Annotated in this window: 21 protein-coding genes and 1 tRNA gene; 13 read left to right on the top strand and 9 right to left on the bottom strand. The window is 44.5% G+C overall.

Features of this window, described 5'->3' with window-relative positions:
- Positions 1–2 precede the first annotated feature (2 nt).
- Positions 3–326, top strand: a complete 324-nt coding sequence (locus tag WH96_RS13300) for a hypothetical protein (RefSeq protein WP_047764690.1) — start codon at positions 3–5, stop codon at positions 324–326.
- A gap of 27 nt (positions 327–353) precedes the next feature.
- Here the strand turns inward: WH96_RS13300 and WH96_RS13295 are convergent, their stop codons facing one another.
- From WH96_RS13295 to WH96_RS13275, 5 genes are all read right to left on the bottom strand, one after another.
- On the bottom strand, positions 354–692 hold the full coding sequence (locus WH96_RS13295; protein ID WP_047764689.1) for a hypothetical protein: 339 nt from the start codon (positions 690–692) through the stop codon (positions 354–356).
- A gap of 67 nt (positions 693–759) precedes the next feature.
- Positions 760–1,917: an amidohydrolase gene (locus tag WH96_RS13290; protein WP_047764688.1), complete on the bottom strand. Its 1,158-nt coding sequence runs from the start codon at positions 1,915–1,917 to the stop codon at positions 760–762.
- A gap of 29 nt (positions 1,918–1,946) precedes the next feature.
- Entirely contained in the window at positions 1,947–2,486 is a 540-nt protein-coding gene (locus WH96_RS13285; protein WP_047764687.1) for a GNAT family N-acetyltransferase, read from the bottom strand.
- Entirely contained in the window at positions 2,465–2,980 is a 516-nt protein-coding gene (locus WH96_RS13280; RefSeq protein ID WP_162200153.1) for a hypothetical protein, read from the bottom strand. Before WH96_RS13280 ends, WH96_RS13285 begins: the two co-directional genes overlap by 22 nt.
- 295 nt (positions 2,981–3,275) lie before the next feature.
- Positions 3,276–3,623, bottom strand: a complete 348-nt coding sequence (locus WH96_RS13275; protein WP_047764685.1) for a winged helix-turn-helix transcriptional regulator — start codon at positions 3,621–3,623, stop codon at positions 3,276–3,278.
- A 107-nt stretch (positions 3,624–3,730) separates the two neighbouring features.
- Between WH96_RS13275 and WH96_RS13270 the strand changes: the two genes are divergently transcribed.
- Positions 3,731–4,675 carry a DMT family transporter gene (locus WH96_RS13270; protein WP_047764684.1) on the top strand — a complete coding sequence of 315 codons (945 nt, stop codon included), beginning with the start codon at positions 3,731–3,733 and terminating at the stop codon, positions 4,673–4,675.
- Positions 4,676–4,745: 70 nt separating this feature from the next.
- A complete protein-coding gene (locus tag WH96_RS21985) occupies positions 4,746–4,940 on the top strand; it encodes a hypothetical protein (protein WP_156176801.1) in 195 nt (64 codons plus the stop codon).
- A 44-nt stretch (positions 4,941–4,984) separates the two neighbouring features.
- Here the strand turns inward: WH96_RS21985 and WH96_RS21410 are convergent, their stop codons facing one another.
- Entirely contained in the window at positions 4,985–5,314 is a 330-nt protein-coding gene (locus tag WH96_RS21410) for a hypothetical protein (RefSeq protein ID WP_053005906.1), read from the bottom strand.
- Positions 5,289–5,966: a dienelactone hydrolase family protein gene (locus WH96_RS13265; protein WP_053005905.1), complete on the bottom strand. Its 678-nt coding sequence runs from the start codon at positions 5,964–5,966 to the stop codon at positions 5,289–5,291. Before WH96_RS13265 ends, WH96_RS21410 begins: the two co-directional genes overlap by 26 nt.
- Before the next feature lie 200 nt (positions 5,967–6,166).
- Between WH96_RS13265 and WH96_RS13260 the strand changes: the two genes are divergently transcribed.
- On the top strand, positions 6,167–6,856 hold the full coding sequence (locus WH96_RS13260) for a hypothetical protein (RefSeq protein ID WP_047764683.1): 690 nt from the start codon (positions 6,167–6,169) through the stop codon (positions 6,854–6,856).
- Here WH96_RS13260 and WH96_RS21980 read toward each other — a convergent pair.
- Complete coding sequence (locus WH96_RS21980) at positions 6,768–7,295, bottom strand: hypothetical protein (RefSeq protein ID WP_156176800.1); 528 nt, start codon at positions 7,293–7,295, stop codon at positions 6,768–6,770. The genes WH96_RS13260 and WH96_RS21980 overlap by 89 nt on opposite strands.
- A gap of 408 nt (positions 7,296–7,703) precedes the next feature.
- Between WH96_RS21980 and WH96_RS13255 the strand changes: the two genes are divergently transcribed.
- Positions 7,704–7,913, top strand: a complete 210-nt coding sequence (locus tag WH96_RS13255; protein WP_047764682.1) for a hypothetical protein — start codon at positions 7,704–7,706, stop codon at positions 7,911–7,913.
- Between the two features lie 150 nt (positions 7,914–8,063).
- Here the strand turns inward: WH96_RS13255 and WH96_RS13250 are convergent.
- Positions 8,064–8,138: transfer RNA gene (locus WH96_RS13250), tRNA-Thr, on the bottom strand.
- A 130-nt stretch (positions 8,139–8,268) separates the two neighbouring features.
- On the opposite strand from WH96_RS13250, the gene WH96_RS13245 reads away from it, so the two are divergent.
- The 8 genes from WH96_RS13245 (at position 8,269) to WH96_RS13210 (ending at position 14,653) form a co-directional block, all read left to right on the top strand.
- Positions 8,269–8,505, top strand: coding sequence for a hypothetical protein (locus WH96_RS13245; RefSeq protein ID WP_156176799.1), 237 nt, complete (start codon positions 8,269–8,271; stop codon positions 8,503–8,505).
- Positions 8,506–8,784: 279 nt separating this feature from the next.
- Positions 8,785–9,339 carry a dCTP deaminase gene (gene dcd / locus WH96_RS13240; RefSeq protein WP_047764680.1) on the top strand — a complete coding sequence of 185 codons (555 nt, stop codon included), beginning with the start codon at positions 8,785–8,787 and terminating at the stop codon, positions 9,337–9,339.
- Between the two features lie 206 nt (positions 9,340–9,545).
- Positions 9,546–10,835 carry a UDP-N-acetylglucosamine 1-carboxyvinyltransferase gene (gene murA / locus WH96_RS13235; RefSeq protein ID WP_047764679.1) on the top strand — a complete coding sequence of 430 codons (1,290 nt, stop codon included), beginning with the start codon at positions 9,546–9,548 and terminating at the stop codon, positions 10,833–10,835.
- A 34-nt stretch (positions 10,836–10,869) separates the two neighbouring features.
- Positions 10,870–11,490, top strand: coding sequence for a DUF2948 family protein (locus WH96_RS13230; RefSeq protein ID WP_053005904.1), 621 nt, complete (start codon positions 10,870–10,872; stop codon positions 11,488–11,490).
- Between the two features lie 74 nt (positions 11,491–11,564).
- Positions 11,565–12,227, top strand: a complete 663-nt coding sequence (gene hisG / locus WH96_RS13225; RefSeq protein ID WP_047764678.1) for an ATP phosphoribosyltransferase — start codon at positions 11,565–11,567, stop codon at positions 12,225–12,227.
- Positions 12,217–13,509 (top strand): histidinol dehydrogenase, encoded by a 1,293-nt coding sequence (gene hisD, locus WH96_RS13220; protein ID WP_047764677.1) that lies wholly within the window; start codon positions 12,217–12,219, stop codon positions 13,507–13,509. The genes hisG and hisD overlap by 11 nt, the downstream gene beginning before the upstream one ends.
- Positions 13,510–13,713: 204 nt before the next feature.
- Positions 13,714–14,208, top strand: coding sequence for a UPF0262 family protein (locus tag WH96_RS13215; protein ID WP_047764676.1), 495 nt, complete (start codon positions 13,714–13,716; stop codon positions 14,206–14,208).
- Between the two features lies 1 nt (position 14,209).
- The gene (locus tag WH96_RS13210; protein ID WP_047764675.1) at positions 14,210–14,653 is read left to right on the top strand and encodes an arsenate-mycothiol transferase ArsC; all 444 of its coding nucleotides are present in this window, start codon (positions 14,210–14,212) and stop codon (positions 14,651–14,653) included.
- The last annotated feature ends 1 nt before the right edge of the window (position 14,654 follow it).

The following is a 14,654-nucleotide window of genomic DNA, read 5'->3' as shown; positions in this document are numbered from 1 at the left end:
CTGTGAAGAACTTCGTTCGTTTATCAATTATGTCATCAATGGATCGTCATACCGCGATACATAAACTGAGTACTGCAATTAACCAAAGTGGCGGTTGGATATGTGATCACACGCTGCTTTCTAATGTGGCGGCGACGATTAATTTCGAAATAGATGACTTGACTGCATACAAAAAACTTCTTTCAAAGCTCAAAGAAGGTTTGCTGTGCCCAGATGTTGATTTGGAAAAGATCGTCAGTGAAAACACGGCAATTCAGGGACAATTAACAGTTACCTTTATCCACGATGATCCTGATCTTAAACAGCATGTTCCCGCATTTGGTTAGGGCAGGGGTAAAGAGATTGATCGACGATTATAGGTAATCTGCAAAATTGGGGTACATAATCAAACTATAGAGAAGTGTTATTGGGATTAGGAACCAGGTGATGATTTTCTCTGCGGTTTTTTGATGGGCTGTGAATTTTCTGATTACTAAATAAACAATCAGACTTGTTGCCATACAAATTAAAAATGCGGTTAAGCCATCTTGATGCCAAGTGTCTGTAGCAACTTGCCAGAATTTAGAACTGTAATCGCTTCCCTGAGCAGTTGCCCAACGAATGAAACCTGCCGCAACCGTTAACTGAGTGATTATCCCAATAACAAGTGCAAATAAAAAGCATTTGAGTATTACGCCATATGGTCGATGCATCGTGATCCTGTATTATTAGGTGTTGTAAAATTTTAGCTTTATTTCGTAATTTGAAGAAACTGATTTTTTAGTTACTCGGACCCAATATATTTCTGATAACACGATGAAATATTTTAGTTCCTGTTTCTATAAGTTCATCAGGTAAGTCAAAGTCCGGGTTGTGAAGCTGAGGTTGGTTTAAGCCAGATCCCAAAGTGAACATCGCACTATTGCTGACTCTGCCAAACTGTCCAAAATCTTCTGACCAACGCATCGGAGATGGCATTTCATCGAGTGTAATATTTTCGTCTCTAAAAGCGGTTCTCAATATCTCTGTAGCTTCTGGTGCATTAACCGAAGCTGCGAATATATCTTCGTATCCATAGACGGCTTTCAATCCGTATTTATTCGTAACATTGTTGATCAGAGCTTCTGACCTTTCTTGTAACAGAGACATAACATTGTCTGTCTCGCTTCTAAGGGTGATCATAACTTTGGCAAAGCCTGGGGTAATGCCAAAAGCTTCTTCCCCTAGGTGGGCATGAACAACTGTTACTAGAGCAAAGTCATTTGCAAATTCTGAGGAATTTGGAAGCTCTGAAAATGCTTGGATCAAGTCACACATTGCTGTTGCGGGGCTGATGCCATCTTCAGGGTGAGATGCGTGCGATGTCTTGCCTTCTAAAGTAACCCAAAGGCCCTGGGATGCACAGTTGAAAGGGCCTCTTTTTATCCCAACGTTGTGTAATTTTTGGCCAGGTAGATTGTGTAGAGAGAAAGAATAATCAGGGGTTAGTTCGGTAAATTCAGGATCATTGATGACGGCTTTTGCGCCCGCACCGGTTTCTTCTGCCGGTTGGAACAAAAGAACGACGCGACCTTTTGCCGGGCGTGTTCTATGTAATAGAGTGGCAAGACCGGCAACCATTGCCATATGACCATCATGACCACAGAGATGCCCTTTGCCTTGAACTGTCGATTGGTAAGGTATCGTACCTGTCTCCGTTATTGGCAATCCATCAAGTTCGCATCTGATGAGAATGGTAGGGCCAGTTTCTTTTCCGTTATATATGGCTGCTAATCCATAGCCACCCAAATTGCGAATAACATCGTCGGGATCATATTGTTCAAGAAAAGAAGCAACCCGATCACTCGTCTCGCTTTCTTCGCCAGAGATTTCTGGAGTACGATGTAATTCATGTCGAAATGAAATGAGTTTATCGAGAGTTTCTTGATCAAGAAGCATATAGGAGTACCTAGATGGATAGATGAAAATTAAGGGGTCAATGGAGAGGGCATGTTGTAGTAAAGGACTTCTTCGTGGGAATTGCGTATAGGGATGTAGTGAGTTTTTGTTCCTTTAAACTTCATACCAATTTTTTTCATTAAAGCAAATGACGCCTTATTTTCGCGTTGTGCACCAGCCTGAAGTTCTGTTAGTTGAAGTTGTTTAAATGCAATTTCGGTGAATTCCAGTAAGATTTCACTAACAAATCCTTGGTTTTGATAGGCATCACCAACCCAGTATCCAAGCTCTCCTATATGTTGGTTAGATTTTCCCACTTTGACGCTTAAGGCGCCGATGAGTTGATTATCATCTTTACAGATAATTGCGACGTTCAAGGCGCGTTTGCTCTCGGTTGTTTCGATAAGTTGAGTAATTTTTTTATGTGCTTCGGGGATAGACAGTCGTGGAGGCCAGTTTGCAAGCCAACGGCTGATGTTAGGTGATATCAATTTTGCGAGAGATGGTGCATCGCTGTGTTCAAAAAAACGAAGCTTTAGTCGATTTGTTATAAGTAGGTAATTTGCCATAAATGAATTCTGTTATTTAAATCTGAGGTTGTTTCAGAAAGAAAGGCGCCGAGAAGTGGCTCATTCTCTTCAAGAATAATGAGAAGTCTGGGCAAAATATTAGGAAGAATTTCGACTGCAAACTCTTCACCTGTCGCTTCAATCTGTCTTTCTAGCTTCTCTAGTTTTGGGAGAGCCGTTATAAAAGCGTCAGGATTTTTTATATTTGCTAAGGCATCTATTTCCTGTCTTGTGAGGCTGGCAGAGCCTTTGTTCTTTGATAGCTTGGCATGTGCGTTTTGCAGTAATTCTATATCTTTGATGCTATGAAGCGCGATGATTTCATCGTTGGTAAATTCAGCTGTGAAAATTGCGGCTATCTTGTTGATAAGGCTGGCCCTGTTTTTTATCATTTCTTCTGTTAAGAGGGTATTTATTTCTTCCAGCGCTTTATCTGGCAATCGGACTGAGGCAACTTCATTCTCTGCTTTGTATTCAAGGAAAGATTCAAGCAAAGCTTCTTTGATGAACTTGTCAGTAAAAATCATTTCGACAAACTCTACGGATTTCTCGTGCTTATTCAAAGAGGTTGATGACCTCGTTTGTGCACAGGCTGATAAACCAGTGATTAAAATTAGTACGAGAAGTAAGCGCAGTATCATTTGTTTTCCTGTTTCATAGCTGTGCTATGCATTGATATGGACATCAAGTTAAGAGCTTAGCGTGATATCTGTCTTTGGGTATAGAGAAATATTGTGTTCAAAGGATGTGGCTCTTGCCTTGAATCGAACTTGGTCTAAAGCTTATGGATTATTTGGATTCCACATCAGAAATAATGTCGGCCCACATTGATGAAAATTCTCCTATGGGACGTAGTAGTCCATAGAGCTCTTGGCCTATCTTTGTTGCTTGATAACCGTCGCCATCGTGATGAAGCAATTGTGCTTCTCGTAACTCTTTAAGGCGTGTGTTTAATACTGTGGGTGAGATTGTCCCGCACTGGCTTTGCAGTTCTCTAAATGTACTTGGCCCCGTTTTGCAGAGCGTCCAAAGGATTCCCATCGCCCATCGTCTTCCGAGAAGGTCGAACAGCGCCATGATTGGATCACCAGATTTTGAGCCTCTTACTGGTTTCCCGGGGATTGGTATTGAAGTCATTTCAAATCCTGTCTGTAGGTTGCTACAAAAAATGTAGCAAGAGTGTTTTTGTTGTGATACCTATATTGCTACTAAAAACATAGCACAAAATTTTCAGGAGAAAAATAATGTCTTTCCTTGCGTTGGCTGCGGCATTGGGCGCCGCGTTATGTTGGGCTGCAGGGTCACTCATTGCGCATTTCCCATCGCAAGCTCTGGGCGCTTTCGCCTTTACCCGTATTCAATTGATTACATCCGGTATGTTGCTTGGTGTTCTCGTACTGCTAACTGGTACTTGGGGCACAATCGCTTGGAACTATTGGAAGGCGCTGGTCGTTAGTTCTCTTGTCAGTGTTGTTCTTGGGAATTTGTGTATGATTGCTTGCCTTCGACGCGGAGGGCCCCGCCGAATGCAGCTCCTGTTTTCGTTGAATGCACCCTTAGCAGCGATATTAGGATATTTTTTTCTTGGAGAGATTCTTGGCACTCAAGATATTATTGGCTGTTTGTTTGCTCTCACAGGTGTTGTGCTTGCGATTTTGTTCGGAAGTAAAAAGGCCCAAGCTTCCACTGAAGAATCTGGTCAAAATGCTATTCAGGGTAACCTCAGGTTTGAGGCAGTAAAAGGTTCCGTTTATCTTGTTGTATTATTTGGCCTGATGTCTGCCACTTGTCAGGCGATCGGGTTGATTACTATAAAACCGGTCATGCTGGCTGGGACTGATCCCTTCGCGGCTTCTTTTTTAAGAACAGGTGGTGCAGCGCTCGTGTTGTTGCTCTTTAGTCCTTTGGTTGCGTTAAAAGGTTCTTCTGATACTTCGCGTGCAGAACTTTCTCTTAAGTTGTTTGGATGGACGGTTTTGCCCGGATTTTTAGGATATGTTTGTGCCGTATCGTTAATTCTTTACGCTCTGAATAACTATAATACGGCTGTTGTTGCTGTATTTGGGTCGACGGCACCTGTTTTACTTTTGCCGATACTCTGGTGGCGAACAAAACAGTGTCCATTGGCTCCAGCGTGGGTCGGGGCATTCTTAACGGTTATTGGGGCGGGATTGATTGCAACCAGTTAATATTGGCAGGTAAGGGTTTGTTAATTATTTGTTCTTATTTTGTTCTTGTTGATTCAAGAGGAGAAAAGCATTGACGGACCCTTTTACTGTTACCTTGTATGGGCCAGAAGGATTACTGGTTTTAACGCGTGAACTCCCTTGGATTAGGTCGATTTCAGTTGCTCTGGACGTCTCTCATAAACTGCTGTTGCAGTATCGAGAACAGGGACATGAGACAGGCATGGTGCAGTTGCAAGGACAAGGTGTGAGTTATAATTTGTGTTAAAGCCCAGAGTGACGTGAACACAGGTTTCTAATTATATAATTATCTTAGTTTGTTTTACTGGATGATGAAGTTACCTTTTCAAACCAGTCCAATGCCATTTTTGTCCAGCCTTTTGGAATGGAATGTCCCCCAGTATGAAGAACCAATCGTAAGTTACTTTCAGGATGACACCGGGTCCACCAACGTTGCCAAAAGGGATTGGCACCAGAAGCCGTTGAGCTGGTATCAAATTCATCGGCGCGAAGCCCTTCGCATTGATTAACTTTCCGGATAACTTTCAGGCTGTGAAAAACATCCCCTTGTTGAACAGCGCCTCCGCCAAGTGGGCGACCTTCAAGAGGGACGGTTTTATCTCGCCATCCATGTGTCTGCATCAGCTTGATGGGGCCACTGCAATCTTGTGCGGTTGGTTCGGGTGACCAGAATGCGCCGCCAACAGGGGGCATAGGCTGCGGCAACTTTATTGTCCTGACAGGCAAGATACCAAACGAGGGATCCGCCGATTGAAAAGCCGCTCATCAATATTTTGTTGCGATCAATATTGAACTTAAAAGACGCATCATCCAAAACTTCCCTAGTAAAAGCCAACTCATCGCGCATTTTTTTCCGTTGCGGAATAAAAGACCAACCCGGCCCAAAACGAGAATTTGGCCGTTTAAGTCCAGAAGGTGCAATGACTGCGTAACCACGATCATTCATAGCTTTGATCATGGCCGTGTTATTTAGTGTATCAGCTCCGGATCTTCCCGCGCCGTGATAAAAAATAACCGCAGGAATACTGTGATCTGTTTTTGTGCCCAGAAGAGAAAGAGAGGGAAGGATACCACTAGGCAGGGAGATATGGTAAGTGCCTTGCTTTACTTGGCACCCATTTCCAATTCCTCCGCAAAGACTGTTTTTTGTTTCGGAAAGAACAGTGTTAGGCGCTACCAGCGTAAAAAGAGGGAGCAGAAATAACGCAGGAGCTATTTTCTTTATCATGAAATCTCGATAGATCGGTTTTTTGAAAGCGTTACGATAATCCATTTAGAGTTCACGGCGCAGAATAAAGTTATCATCCCACGAAATTGTGATCTTTCTGATGTCATTTTCCCCCGCAAAATATTGATTACTGTATGGTGTGTTCTTTCAGATCCTGGGCAGCCATTCTCGCTGTTTTTAGGAAAATCACTATCTGTTATTGATTGAGTTGCTGTTCTTAACTGCTGGGGAGTGAGGGTGTTCGGATGCAAAAAGTAAGAATAATACAAGCTGTAACAAAGAAGATGTCGGATATAGAGACCACGTTATCTGATAAAGGCATCGCCATTGAAATGTGTGAAGATTTTCAAGAATTGGAAAGAATTTGTAATTCGATTGAAGATAGAAAACGCCTTTCCGAGCCTTTTAGCGCCAAGTACTTTGATGTTTTGCCACGGGATGGTTTCTGGATCAGAGGTTTTGATCAGAAAGGGAAGACGATCAGTACACAGGTTATGCGGCTTTCTGAACTGGGGGAAACCAATTTAGCCACTCTGTGGCAACAACAGCTCAAGCGTCTGCATGGTGGAAAACTGATGACCACATCCAGTCCTGGCGCACAACGCATCAACGGCAGAGTGGTTTATCACGGGGATGTTTGGGTTGATCGTTCCTGTGCTCAACTGAACCTCGGGGGGATTATGTCTCACCTCGCACTGTCAGTTGCTTTACTAAAATGGGCGCCAGATTTTGTATATGGTTTTATGCGAGAAAGACTTTGCCTTTCAGGGTTTGCGCTCAAGGAAGGTTATTTCCATTGCGAACCCTTTGGGTCTCACTGGGTTGAGCAACCACGCGAGATCGATCCTAGCGACTGGCTGGTTTGGATGGGGCGTCATGACCTGGAATATCTTGCTGAACATAAAATGATTTCAGGCTTGTTATGCTCCCAATAACATTCCCGCCGCTTTTGAAGCGACAGGGTAGAAGCAAACGTTGATAACTGACCAGGCAGTTTCCCTTCACAGGGTGAACAAGTGGTGCAACGACTTCATGGGCAACAGGTTTATTTTCTTGGAGCACCTTGATATAGGATTCTGTGACTGCCAAATCAAACTCAGCATCGGGTAAGGTTGATCCTGTACAGGTTTCGGCCCAGTTATGCCCAAATACCTGGGCTGTTACCGATGTGTTCCCGGCATGAATAAGCGGAGGGATACGATCTTCTCGTTGAATGACTGAGATCTGCAAATTTTCTAGTATGCTTTTGCTTGCTTCATCACGACCAATAATACCGCCAGAATTTTTCCACCATTCAAGCCCCTGCGTCAAAAGGATATCAGCTGTATCCGACGGCAGGATTATAGGGGCTAATGTGATAACATCTTTTGTCATCAGAGCTTACACGGCAAGGAACACACTACGAGCGAGATACGAACAATGCCATTAATAGGCGTATTCCGCAATTGTTAAACACGTGTGATATGATTAATTGAAGTACTGTTACTTATATATTAAGTGCTTAAGGTCGTGACTATACAAAGATAGAGTTGGTTAAGTTAGGCTTGAAACAAGTTTTGATGAAAAAGAGTTTTATGAAACAACACCTTTACAATCAGTTGAATAAAGCGCCCACTGTTGTTGTTGATTTTAACATTTTTCCACAAGAAGTTATGGCGTTAGCACTGTTTTAATGCGTTCTTTCCAGTGATCTGTATTACAGAGGTTTTCATTTAAAATTGTTTATGTCTGGATATTTCAAGTGCCCATGCTTCACAAACTCTCATCGGAAAGCGAGATCTCATGACGAAAGCCAGAGCACGCGAGCGGGCAAAAGCAAGAGCAGCTAAGTCCGTAAGGAAAGATCATAATAGTGATCTGTCAGAACAAACCGAAGAACAAAAGCAAGACAACCATTTTGACCGCAAAGCAAATTCAATCAAAGGTCCGAGTATGAATGCCAATCATGGTAATTTCGGTGGAGCACGGCGCGGGGCCGCACGATCTAATTAGCAAAATATCTGAAAGCATGATCCGTGAAATCAGTTGTGGATTTGGCACCAGTATTCAGTCGGAATCAATTTTTTAGGTAATTGCTCTACAGCTTTGCGTGCTAGGGGAACACGCAATTTTTTACAAAATTCTGAATATTATTTTGGAAAATGGTGCCGTGAGGCAGAATTGAACTGCCGACCCCGTCATTACCAATGACGTGCTCTACCACTGAGCTACCACGGCCTTGTTTAGACGGGCGTTATATGCCTCTGCTCGCATTTTAATGCAAGACTTATTTTTATCTTTTTTCAGAATCTTTTCATCTCTTTAGGTGCTGTCCTGATGTTTGGCGAATTTCAAGTTAGTCGTTTTGATGAGCTTGAGGCTTGACCTGAAGGGCAAGACTTTGCAATGTGCGGCCATGACAGATCAGGACAAGACCGAAAGTTCGGCAGGCGAAAGCCTTATAGACGATAAACAACGTAGCCAGAAGTCTCTTAACGCCGAGAAGGAAATGGCGGAACGGACGAAAAAACGACTGGAACGAGAAGCAAAGGCCTTGAGAGATAACCTCAAAAAGAGGAAAGGCCAGCTTCGAGAGCGCAAATAAGCTGGTGCCAATAATTTCGCGCTGATAATCTGATCCAGGTAATCTGATCCAGGTAATCCGGCATGATGAATTGAATACTGTGAATTCAATACAGGCAGATTTACATAGGCGATTTTTTGGAATTTGCCTATACATCTTTTGACCAAATATCGCGATAAATATGTAGTTCTCTTGATCTTCAATCTTGAGCTTTGGGGCGGAAGACAGTAGAAGGCTTATGACTTTGCACGACAGTGACGTGCAGGAAAATGGAATCGGTGAACATTGGGAGGATATGCCGTGGGAATTATGCCGGATACTTGGATTCGAGAACAGGCCGAAAACCATGGCATGATTGAGCCTTATGTTGAGGCCCAAAGACGTGAGGGTGTTATTTCTTACGGCGTCAGTTCTTATGGATATGACGCGCGGGTTTCCAACGAGTTCAAAATCTTTACCAATGTGCATAACGCCATCGTTGATCCGAAAGAATTTTCTGATCAGAGTTTTGTGGAAAAGGATGACGATGTATGCATTATTCCACCGAACTCTTTTGCGTTGGCCCGTACCGTTGAATATTTCCGCATTCCGCGCGATGTTCTGGTTATCTGTTTGGGTAAATCCACTTATGCCCGTTGCGGTATCATCGTCAATGTCACGCCGTTGGAACCAGAGTGGGAAGGCCATGTGACGCTGGAATTTTCGAATACAACGCCGCTGCCTGCTAAAATTTACGCTAATGAAGGCGTTTGTCAGTTTCTCTTTTTAAAGGGCGAGGGCGATTGCGATGTGTCATATGCGGATCGTGCTGGTAAATACATGAAACAGCGCGGTGTTACTCTTCCCCGCCTGTAACATGCTTGTAAATAGGAATGCTTGAAGAGAGTATGATTGGTAATTTGCGATTTGTGCGGTGGCTCTAAGCCTTAGTATTACAATCGAAAAGAATAAGATTTATTTTAGGAATTGAGATTCTTTAAACAAATCAGCGCCACGATTTGAACAAAGCCTTTGGATAGTCCTGTCTGACAGTTGATAACCAGGCAGAAACGGTAAGTACGATGGATAAAATAAAAATTCGCGGCGGTAGTCCGCTTAAAGGCAAAATCTGGATCTCTGGAGCTAAAAACGCGGCATTGCCGTTAATGACGGCTTCTTTGCTAACGGATGAAGTTCTGACACTCAGAAACCTTCCGCATTTGGCTGATATTACGACCCTTGCAAATTTGTTATCACAACACGGTGTTGAGCTACACATGAACGGTTCTGCCGGAAGTGAGGGCTGTGCCGGGCGTGTTCTTGATATGCACGCCAAAACGATTGAGACGACCAAAGCCCCTTATGAGCTGGTGCGTAAAATGCGGGCGTCCATTCTTGTTCTTGGTCCATTGCTAGCTCGTGAAGGGCACGCGGAAGTTTCCTTGCCGGGTGGTTGTGCTATCGGTTCTCGTCCGGTTGATTTACACCTACAGGGCATGGAGCAACTTGGCGCAGAAATTGAGCTTAGAGAAGGCTATGTGCACGCCAAGGCACCAAAAGGTCTGATCGGTGGCGAGGTAATGTTTCCGAAAGTTTCTGTTGGCGCGACAGAAAATATTATGATGGCTGCTGTGTTGGCAAAGGGTACAACGCGTATGATCAATGCCGCGCGCGAGCCGGAAGTCGTTGATCTTGCCGAGTGTTTGATGGGAATGGGCGCCAAAATTCAAGGCGCTGGAACAGATACCATTACGATTGAAGGTGTTGATCGTTTGCATGGCTATACACATACTGTTGTGCCTGACCGAATTGAAACCGGTACCTATGCGATGGCAGCGGCGATGACGGGTGGAGAGTTGGAACTTGTGGGTGCAAGACCAGAACATCTTCGGTCCATGATCGATCAACTTGCTCATGCTGGTGTAAGCATCGAAGAACTTGAAAATGGTATGATTGCACGTTGTTCAGGTGAACGTGTAATGGGTGCTGATATTATGACCGAGCCTTATCCAGGGTATCCCACGGATTTGCAGGCACAGACAATGGCTTTGATGTCCACTGCTGATGGAGCATCAATGATTACCGAAACAATCTTTGAAAATCGTTTTATGCACGTGCCTGAATTATGTCGCATGGGGGCGAATATCACGGTGCACGGTTCTTCTGCGTTGGTAAGGGGGCAAACAAAGCTGACCGGGGCCGAGGTGATGGCGACTGATCTAAGAGCAAGTTTTTCTCTTATTATGGCTGGGCTGGTTGCTGATGGTGAAACTGTGTTAAACCGTGTTTATCACCTTGATAGAGGCTATGAGCGTGTGGAAGATAAGCTTGCAGCATGTGGTGCAGATATTGAGCGCGTCAAAGGTGAATAGAGCCTGAATAGGAACCAGTTGGGAATTTGAAGATATGACTGAGGGAAAAAGACTGAAGATCAGAGCGCGCGACGCCGAGGACATTCGTACACTCTCTGGCTTGCTTCAGGATTCCCTGGCTCCTTTGTGTGATGTGGCCTATTTACGTGAAGAGAAGCGATTTGTGCTGGTCGTCAATCGTTTTTGCTGGGAAATGTTACCGCAAGAACTTCGCGAGCGCGCTTTGTCGGCGCCTGATACACCCGAAGGCCAAGCAGAACAAGATGATGTCTCTTTTGAAGATGTCGATGACTTGCCAACCTTTCATCGGGTTAATACCGGGCTTTGTTTTGACAAGGTAAAATCTGTTCAGACCAAAGGGGTGGATCTCAAGAACAAAGATGAGATTCTCAATTTGCTGACAGTTGCAGCTATGCCTGGCTATATTACATTACATTTTTCTGGTGGCGCAGCTATTCGGCTGGTGGTGTCACAAATTCGTTGCCATATGGATGATATTAGTGAGCCATGGCCAACGCTCTATCAACCTCGTCATGGCGTTGATGATGAAACCAAAGAAGAAGATAAGAGTGCTGGGCCGAATAATAAATCTTCTGATGCTACACATGCAAAAAACGAGCATTCAGAGGGTGCACGCTCCCCGGAAGAAGCGTGATAGAGAACAAATAAAGATTATTCAGGCCTTTAGAGAGAGCATCCTCTGGCCTTAAAAGAAAACGGATAAATATTATGCCCAAGATCGAACCAATGGTCCTGGCTGTCCCAAAGGGACGTATTCTTAAAGAACTCTTGCCTTTGATGAAAAGCGCAGGGGTTGTGCCCGAAGACTCATTTTTTGATGACAAGTGCCGTCAGTTACGTTTTGCAACCAATGTTGATTATCTGGAACTCATCAGAGTACGCAGCTTTGATGTGCCGACTTTTGTTGCTTTTGGTGCTGCGCATCTCGGTGTGGCTGGTAGTGATGTCATTATGGAATTTGACTATCCAGAAATTTATGCTCCTGTTGATTTGGATATCGGACACTGTCGGATGTCTGTGGCTGCGCCGACGACGTTACTGGAAAATGAAGATCCTTCGCAGTGGAGTCACATTCGTGTTGCGACTAAATATCCGAATATAACTAAAAAGCATTTCTCAGCGCGTGGTGTGCAGGCGGAATGCATCAAGTTGAATGGGGCGATGGAACTGGCACCAAACCTTGGCCTGTGTCGTCGAATTGTCGATCTGGTTTCTTCCGGCGCGACGTTGAAGGCTAATGGACTTGCAGAAATCGAGCAAATTTCTGACGTCTCTTCCCGATTTATTGTAAACCGCGCGGCTCTCAAAACCCGACCCGATGAAATCAACCGCTGGGTCCGTAGCTTTCAGGAGGCGGTCAATGCCAAGTGAACTCAGGGCTAATGCAGGTGATTTTGAAGATCAGTTTCTTGACCTTCTCTCTTCAAAGCGTGAAGTTTCATCTGATGTAAATGATGTAGTTGCTGAAATTCTCGCAGATGTAAAACGTCGGGGCGACCAGGCTCTTTTTGACTATACAAAACGCTTTGATCGTCTGGAACTTACTGTAGATTCAATGCGTGTTTCTGCGATTGAAGTTGAAGAAGCCGTTGCGTCTTGTGATCCTGAATCTATCAAGGCACTTGAACTGGCTGCTCACCGGATTACGGATTATCACGCTCGTCAAAAGCCTGAAAATTTGCAGTATACGGATGAGGTTGGTGTGCAGCTTGGTCATCGCTGGACTGCCGTTCAGGCTGCGGGACTTTATGTTCCGGGTGGATTAGCCAGCTATCCATCGTCTGTATTGATGAATGCTTTGCCAGCCAAGGTTGCAGGTGTTGAACGATTGGTGATGGTCGTTCCTTCGCCAGATGGTGTTCTAAATCCCTTGGTGCTTGCAGCGGCTTCAATTGCTGGGGTAGATGAAATATACCGTATTGGTGGCGCGCAGGCTGTTGGTGCCCTGGCTTATGGAACAGATACCATCAATCCGGTTGATATCATTGTTGGTCCGGGTAATGCCTACGTGGCTGCCGCGAAAAAGCAGGTATTTGGCACTGTTGGCATAGATATGATCGCGGGCCCGTCAGAAATTCTGATTATTGCGGATGGTAAAAATGATCCCCGTTGGATTGCGGCAGATCTTTTGGCGCAAGCAGAGCACGATACGGCAGCGCAATCTATTCTGATTACTGATGATGTCAACTTTGCCGAGGCAGTAAAACAGGCCGTGGATATTCATTTGCAGGCTCTTTCCAGAAGTGAGATTGCCGGCAAGAGCTGGCAGGATCATGGGGCGATTATTCTTGTTGATGATTTGGAAGAGTCGATTGCCTTAACAGATCGAATTGCCCCTGAACACCTCGAGATTGCTGTTGATGAACCAGACGCTATGGCCAGTAAAATTCGAAATGCCGGTGCTATGTTCCTCGGGCGTTATACCGCTGAAGTGATCGGTGATTATGTGGCAGGCCCTAATCATGTTTTACCTACAGCAAGGTCTGCACGTTTTTCGTCAGGACTGTCTGTACTTGATTTTATGAAGCGTACATCCTTGATTTCCTGTGATGCACAGAGCTTGAAAGCAATAGGCCCTGCCGCTGTGACTCTTGCCAAGGAAGAAGGGCTTACAGCTCACGCTTTGTCTGTATCTCTCCGTTTGGAAGATTAAGGCATATTTTTTGAACTTATTTAGTTTTGTTCGAATAGAGATAACCCGATTTGCCTTTAAAAGGGAAAGTGCAAATCGGGTTATTCTGTTTCAGATCGGGGCTTTACCATCACGCTATTCCGCTGGCATAGTGTGATGGTTGCTGGGTGTTATCATTTCTAGTGACTGTGTCATTTGAATTTTAGATGTTTTGGGGGGCTGAAGATGGAACAGGACAACCAGAAGTCATGCCACTATCTTTCCCATATCAATTTAGATGAAACATCATTAGCGCGAAGCTCGCCTGATGTAGAGAAAGAGCGCGCAATTGCGATCTATGACATTCTGGAGCAAAATCACTTTTTGCCTTTCGGGTCTGAAGCTGGTCCTTATGTTCTGGATTTGGCTATTGTTGAAAATCGCCTAAGGCTCAGGATTGATCGGGAAGGAGGTATGTTCCTGTGCGAGCATATTCTTTCCCTGACACCATTGCGGCGGGTCATTAAAGATTATTTCTCAGTCTGTCAGACGTATTTTGAGGCTATTAAAATGGCTAGTCCGATGAAGATTGAAGCGATCGATATGGGGCGCCGTGGGCTACACAACGAGGGATCTGAAATTCTACAGCAAAGGCTAGAAGGCAAGATTGAAATGGATTTCAATACTGCTCGCCGTCTTTTTACACTTATTTGTGCCCTTCATCACGTCAGGGGGCGTTGAGTTGAGCGATCTTCCTGACGCAGTTCTTATTGCCTGCACGCATAACGCTGTGCGGTCGCCGATGGCAGAAGGCATTTTAAAACATTTACTCGGTCACAAGATCTTTGTGGACTCTGTCGGGGTGCGATCTCAAGAGATTGATGGTTTTGTTATTGAGGTGATGGATGAAATTGGTATTGATATTTCAAAGCATCGCGCCAAAAATTTTACCGACCTGGAAGATAGTTCATTCGATCTTATCATCAGCCTTTCGCCAGAAGCACAGCATTCTGCCGTTGAAATGACACGCACAATGGCATGTGATGTCGAATTCTGGCATACCTTTGACCCGACACTTATAGAAGGTAGTCGGGAAACAAGGCTGGAATCATATCGCCAGGTTCGTGATTTTTTGAAAAAGAAGATTGAAGCAAGGTTTACGTTGGACTTGAAGCCCAACTTGTAAC

This window comes from Kiloniella spongiae, from assembly GCF_001026905.1.
GTDB classification, from domain to species: domain Bacteria; phylum Pseudomonadota; class Alphaproteobacteria; order Kiloniellales; family Kiloniellaceae; genus Kiloniella; species Kiloniella spongiae.
This window is presented reverse-complemented; position numbering and strand designations above follow the sequence as displayed.

Bases quoted from the DNA above. Each gene is read 5' to 3' on its own strand.
- WH96_RS13230 (WP_053005904.1), top strand. From the start codon at position 10,870: ATGACTGAGGGAAAAAGACTGAAGATCAGAGCGCGCGACGCCGAGGAC.
- WH96_RS13215 (WP_047764676.1), top strand. From the start codon at position 13,714: ATGGAACAGGACAACCAGAAGTCATGCCACTATCTTTCCCATATCAAT.
- hisG (WP_047764678.1), top strand. From the start codon at position 11,565: ATGCCCAAGATCGAACCAATGGTCCTGGCTGTCCCAAAGGGACGTATT.
- WH96_RS13290 (WP_047764688.1), bottom strand. From the start codon at position 1,917: ATGCTTCTTGATCAAGAAACTCTCGATAAACTCATTTCATTTCGACAT.
- WH96_RS13245 (WP_156176799.1), top strand. From the start codon at position 8,269: ATGAGCTTGAGGCTTGACCTGAAGGGCAAGACTTTGCAATGTGCGGCC.
- WH96_RS13270 (WP_047764684.1), top strand. From the start codon at position 3,731: ATGTCTTTCCTTGCGTTGGCTGCGGCATTGGGCGCCGCGTTATGTTGG.
- WH96_RS21980 (WP_156176800.1), bottom strand. From the start codon at position 7,295: ATGACAAAAGATGTTATCACATTAGCCCCTATAATCCTGCCGTCGGAT.
- WH96_RS13265 (WP_053005905.1), bottom strand. From the start codon at position 5,966: ATGGATTATCGTAACGCTTTCAAAAAACCGATCTATCGAGATTTCATG.
- WH96_RS13285 (WP_047764687.1), bottom strand. From the start codon at position 2,486: ATGGCAAATTACCTACTTATAACAAATCGACTAAAGCTTCGTTTTTTT.
- murA (WP_047764679.1), top strand. From the start codon at position 9,546: ATGGATAAAATAAAAATTCGCGGCGGTAGTCCGCTTAAAGGCAAAATC.
- hisD (WP_047764677.1), top strand. From the start codon at position 12,217: ATGCCAAGTGAACTCAGGGCTAATGCAGGTGATTTTGAAGATCAGTTT.
- WH96_RS13295 (WP_047764689.1), bottom strand. From the start codon at position 692: ATGCATCGACCATATGGCGTAATACTCAAATGCTTTTTATTTGCACTT.
- WH96_RS13255 (WP_047764682.1), top strand. From the start codon at position 7,704: ATGACGAAAGCCAGAGCACGCGAGCGGGCAAAAGCAAGAGCAGCTAAG.
- WH96_RS13275 (WP_047764685.1), bottom strand. From the start codon at position 3,623: ATGACTTCAATACCAATCCCCGGGAAACCAGTAAGAGGCTCAAAATCT.
- WH96_RS21410 (WP_053005906.1), bottom strand. From the start codon at position 5,314: ATGCAGACACATGGATGGCGAGATAAAACCGTCCCTCTTGAAGGTCGC.
- WH96_RS13260 (WP_047764683.1), top strand. From the start codon at position 6,167: ATGCAAAAAGTAAGAATAATACAAGCTGTAACAAAGAAGATGTCGGAT.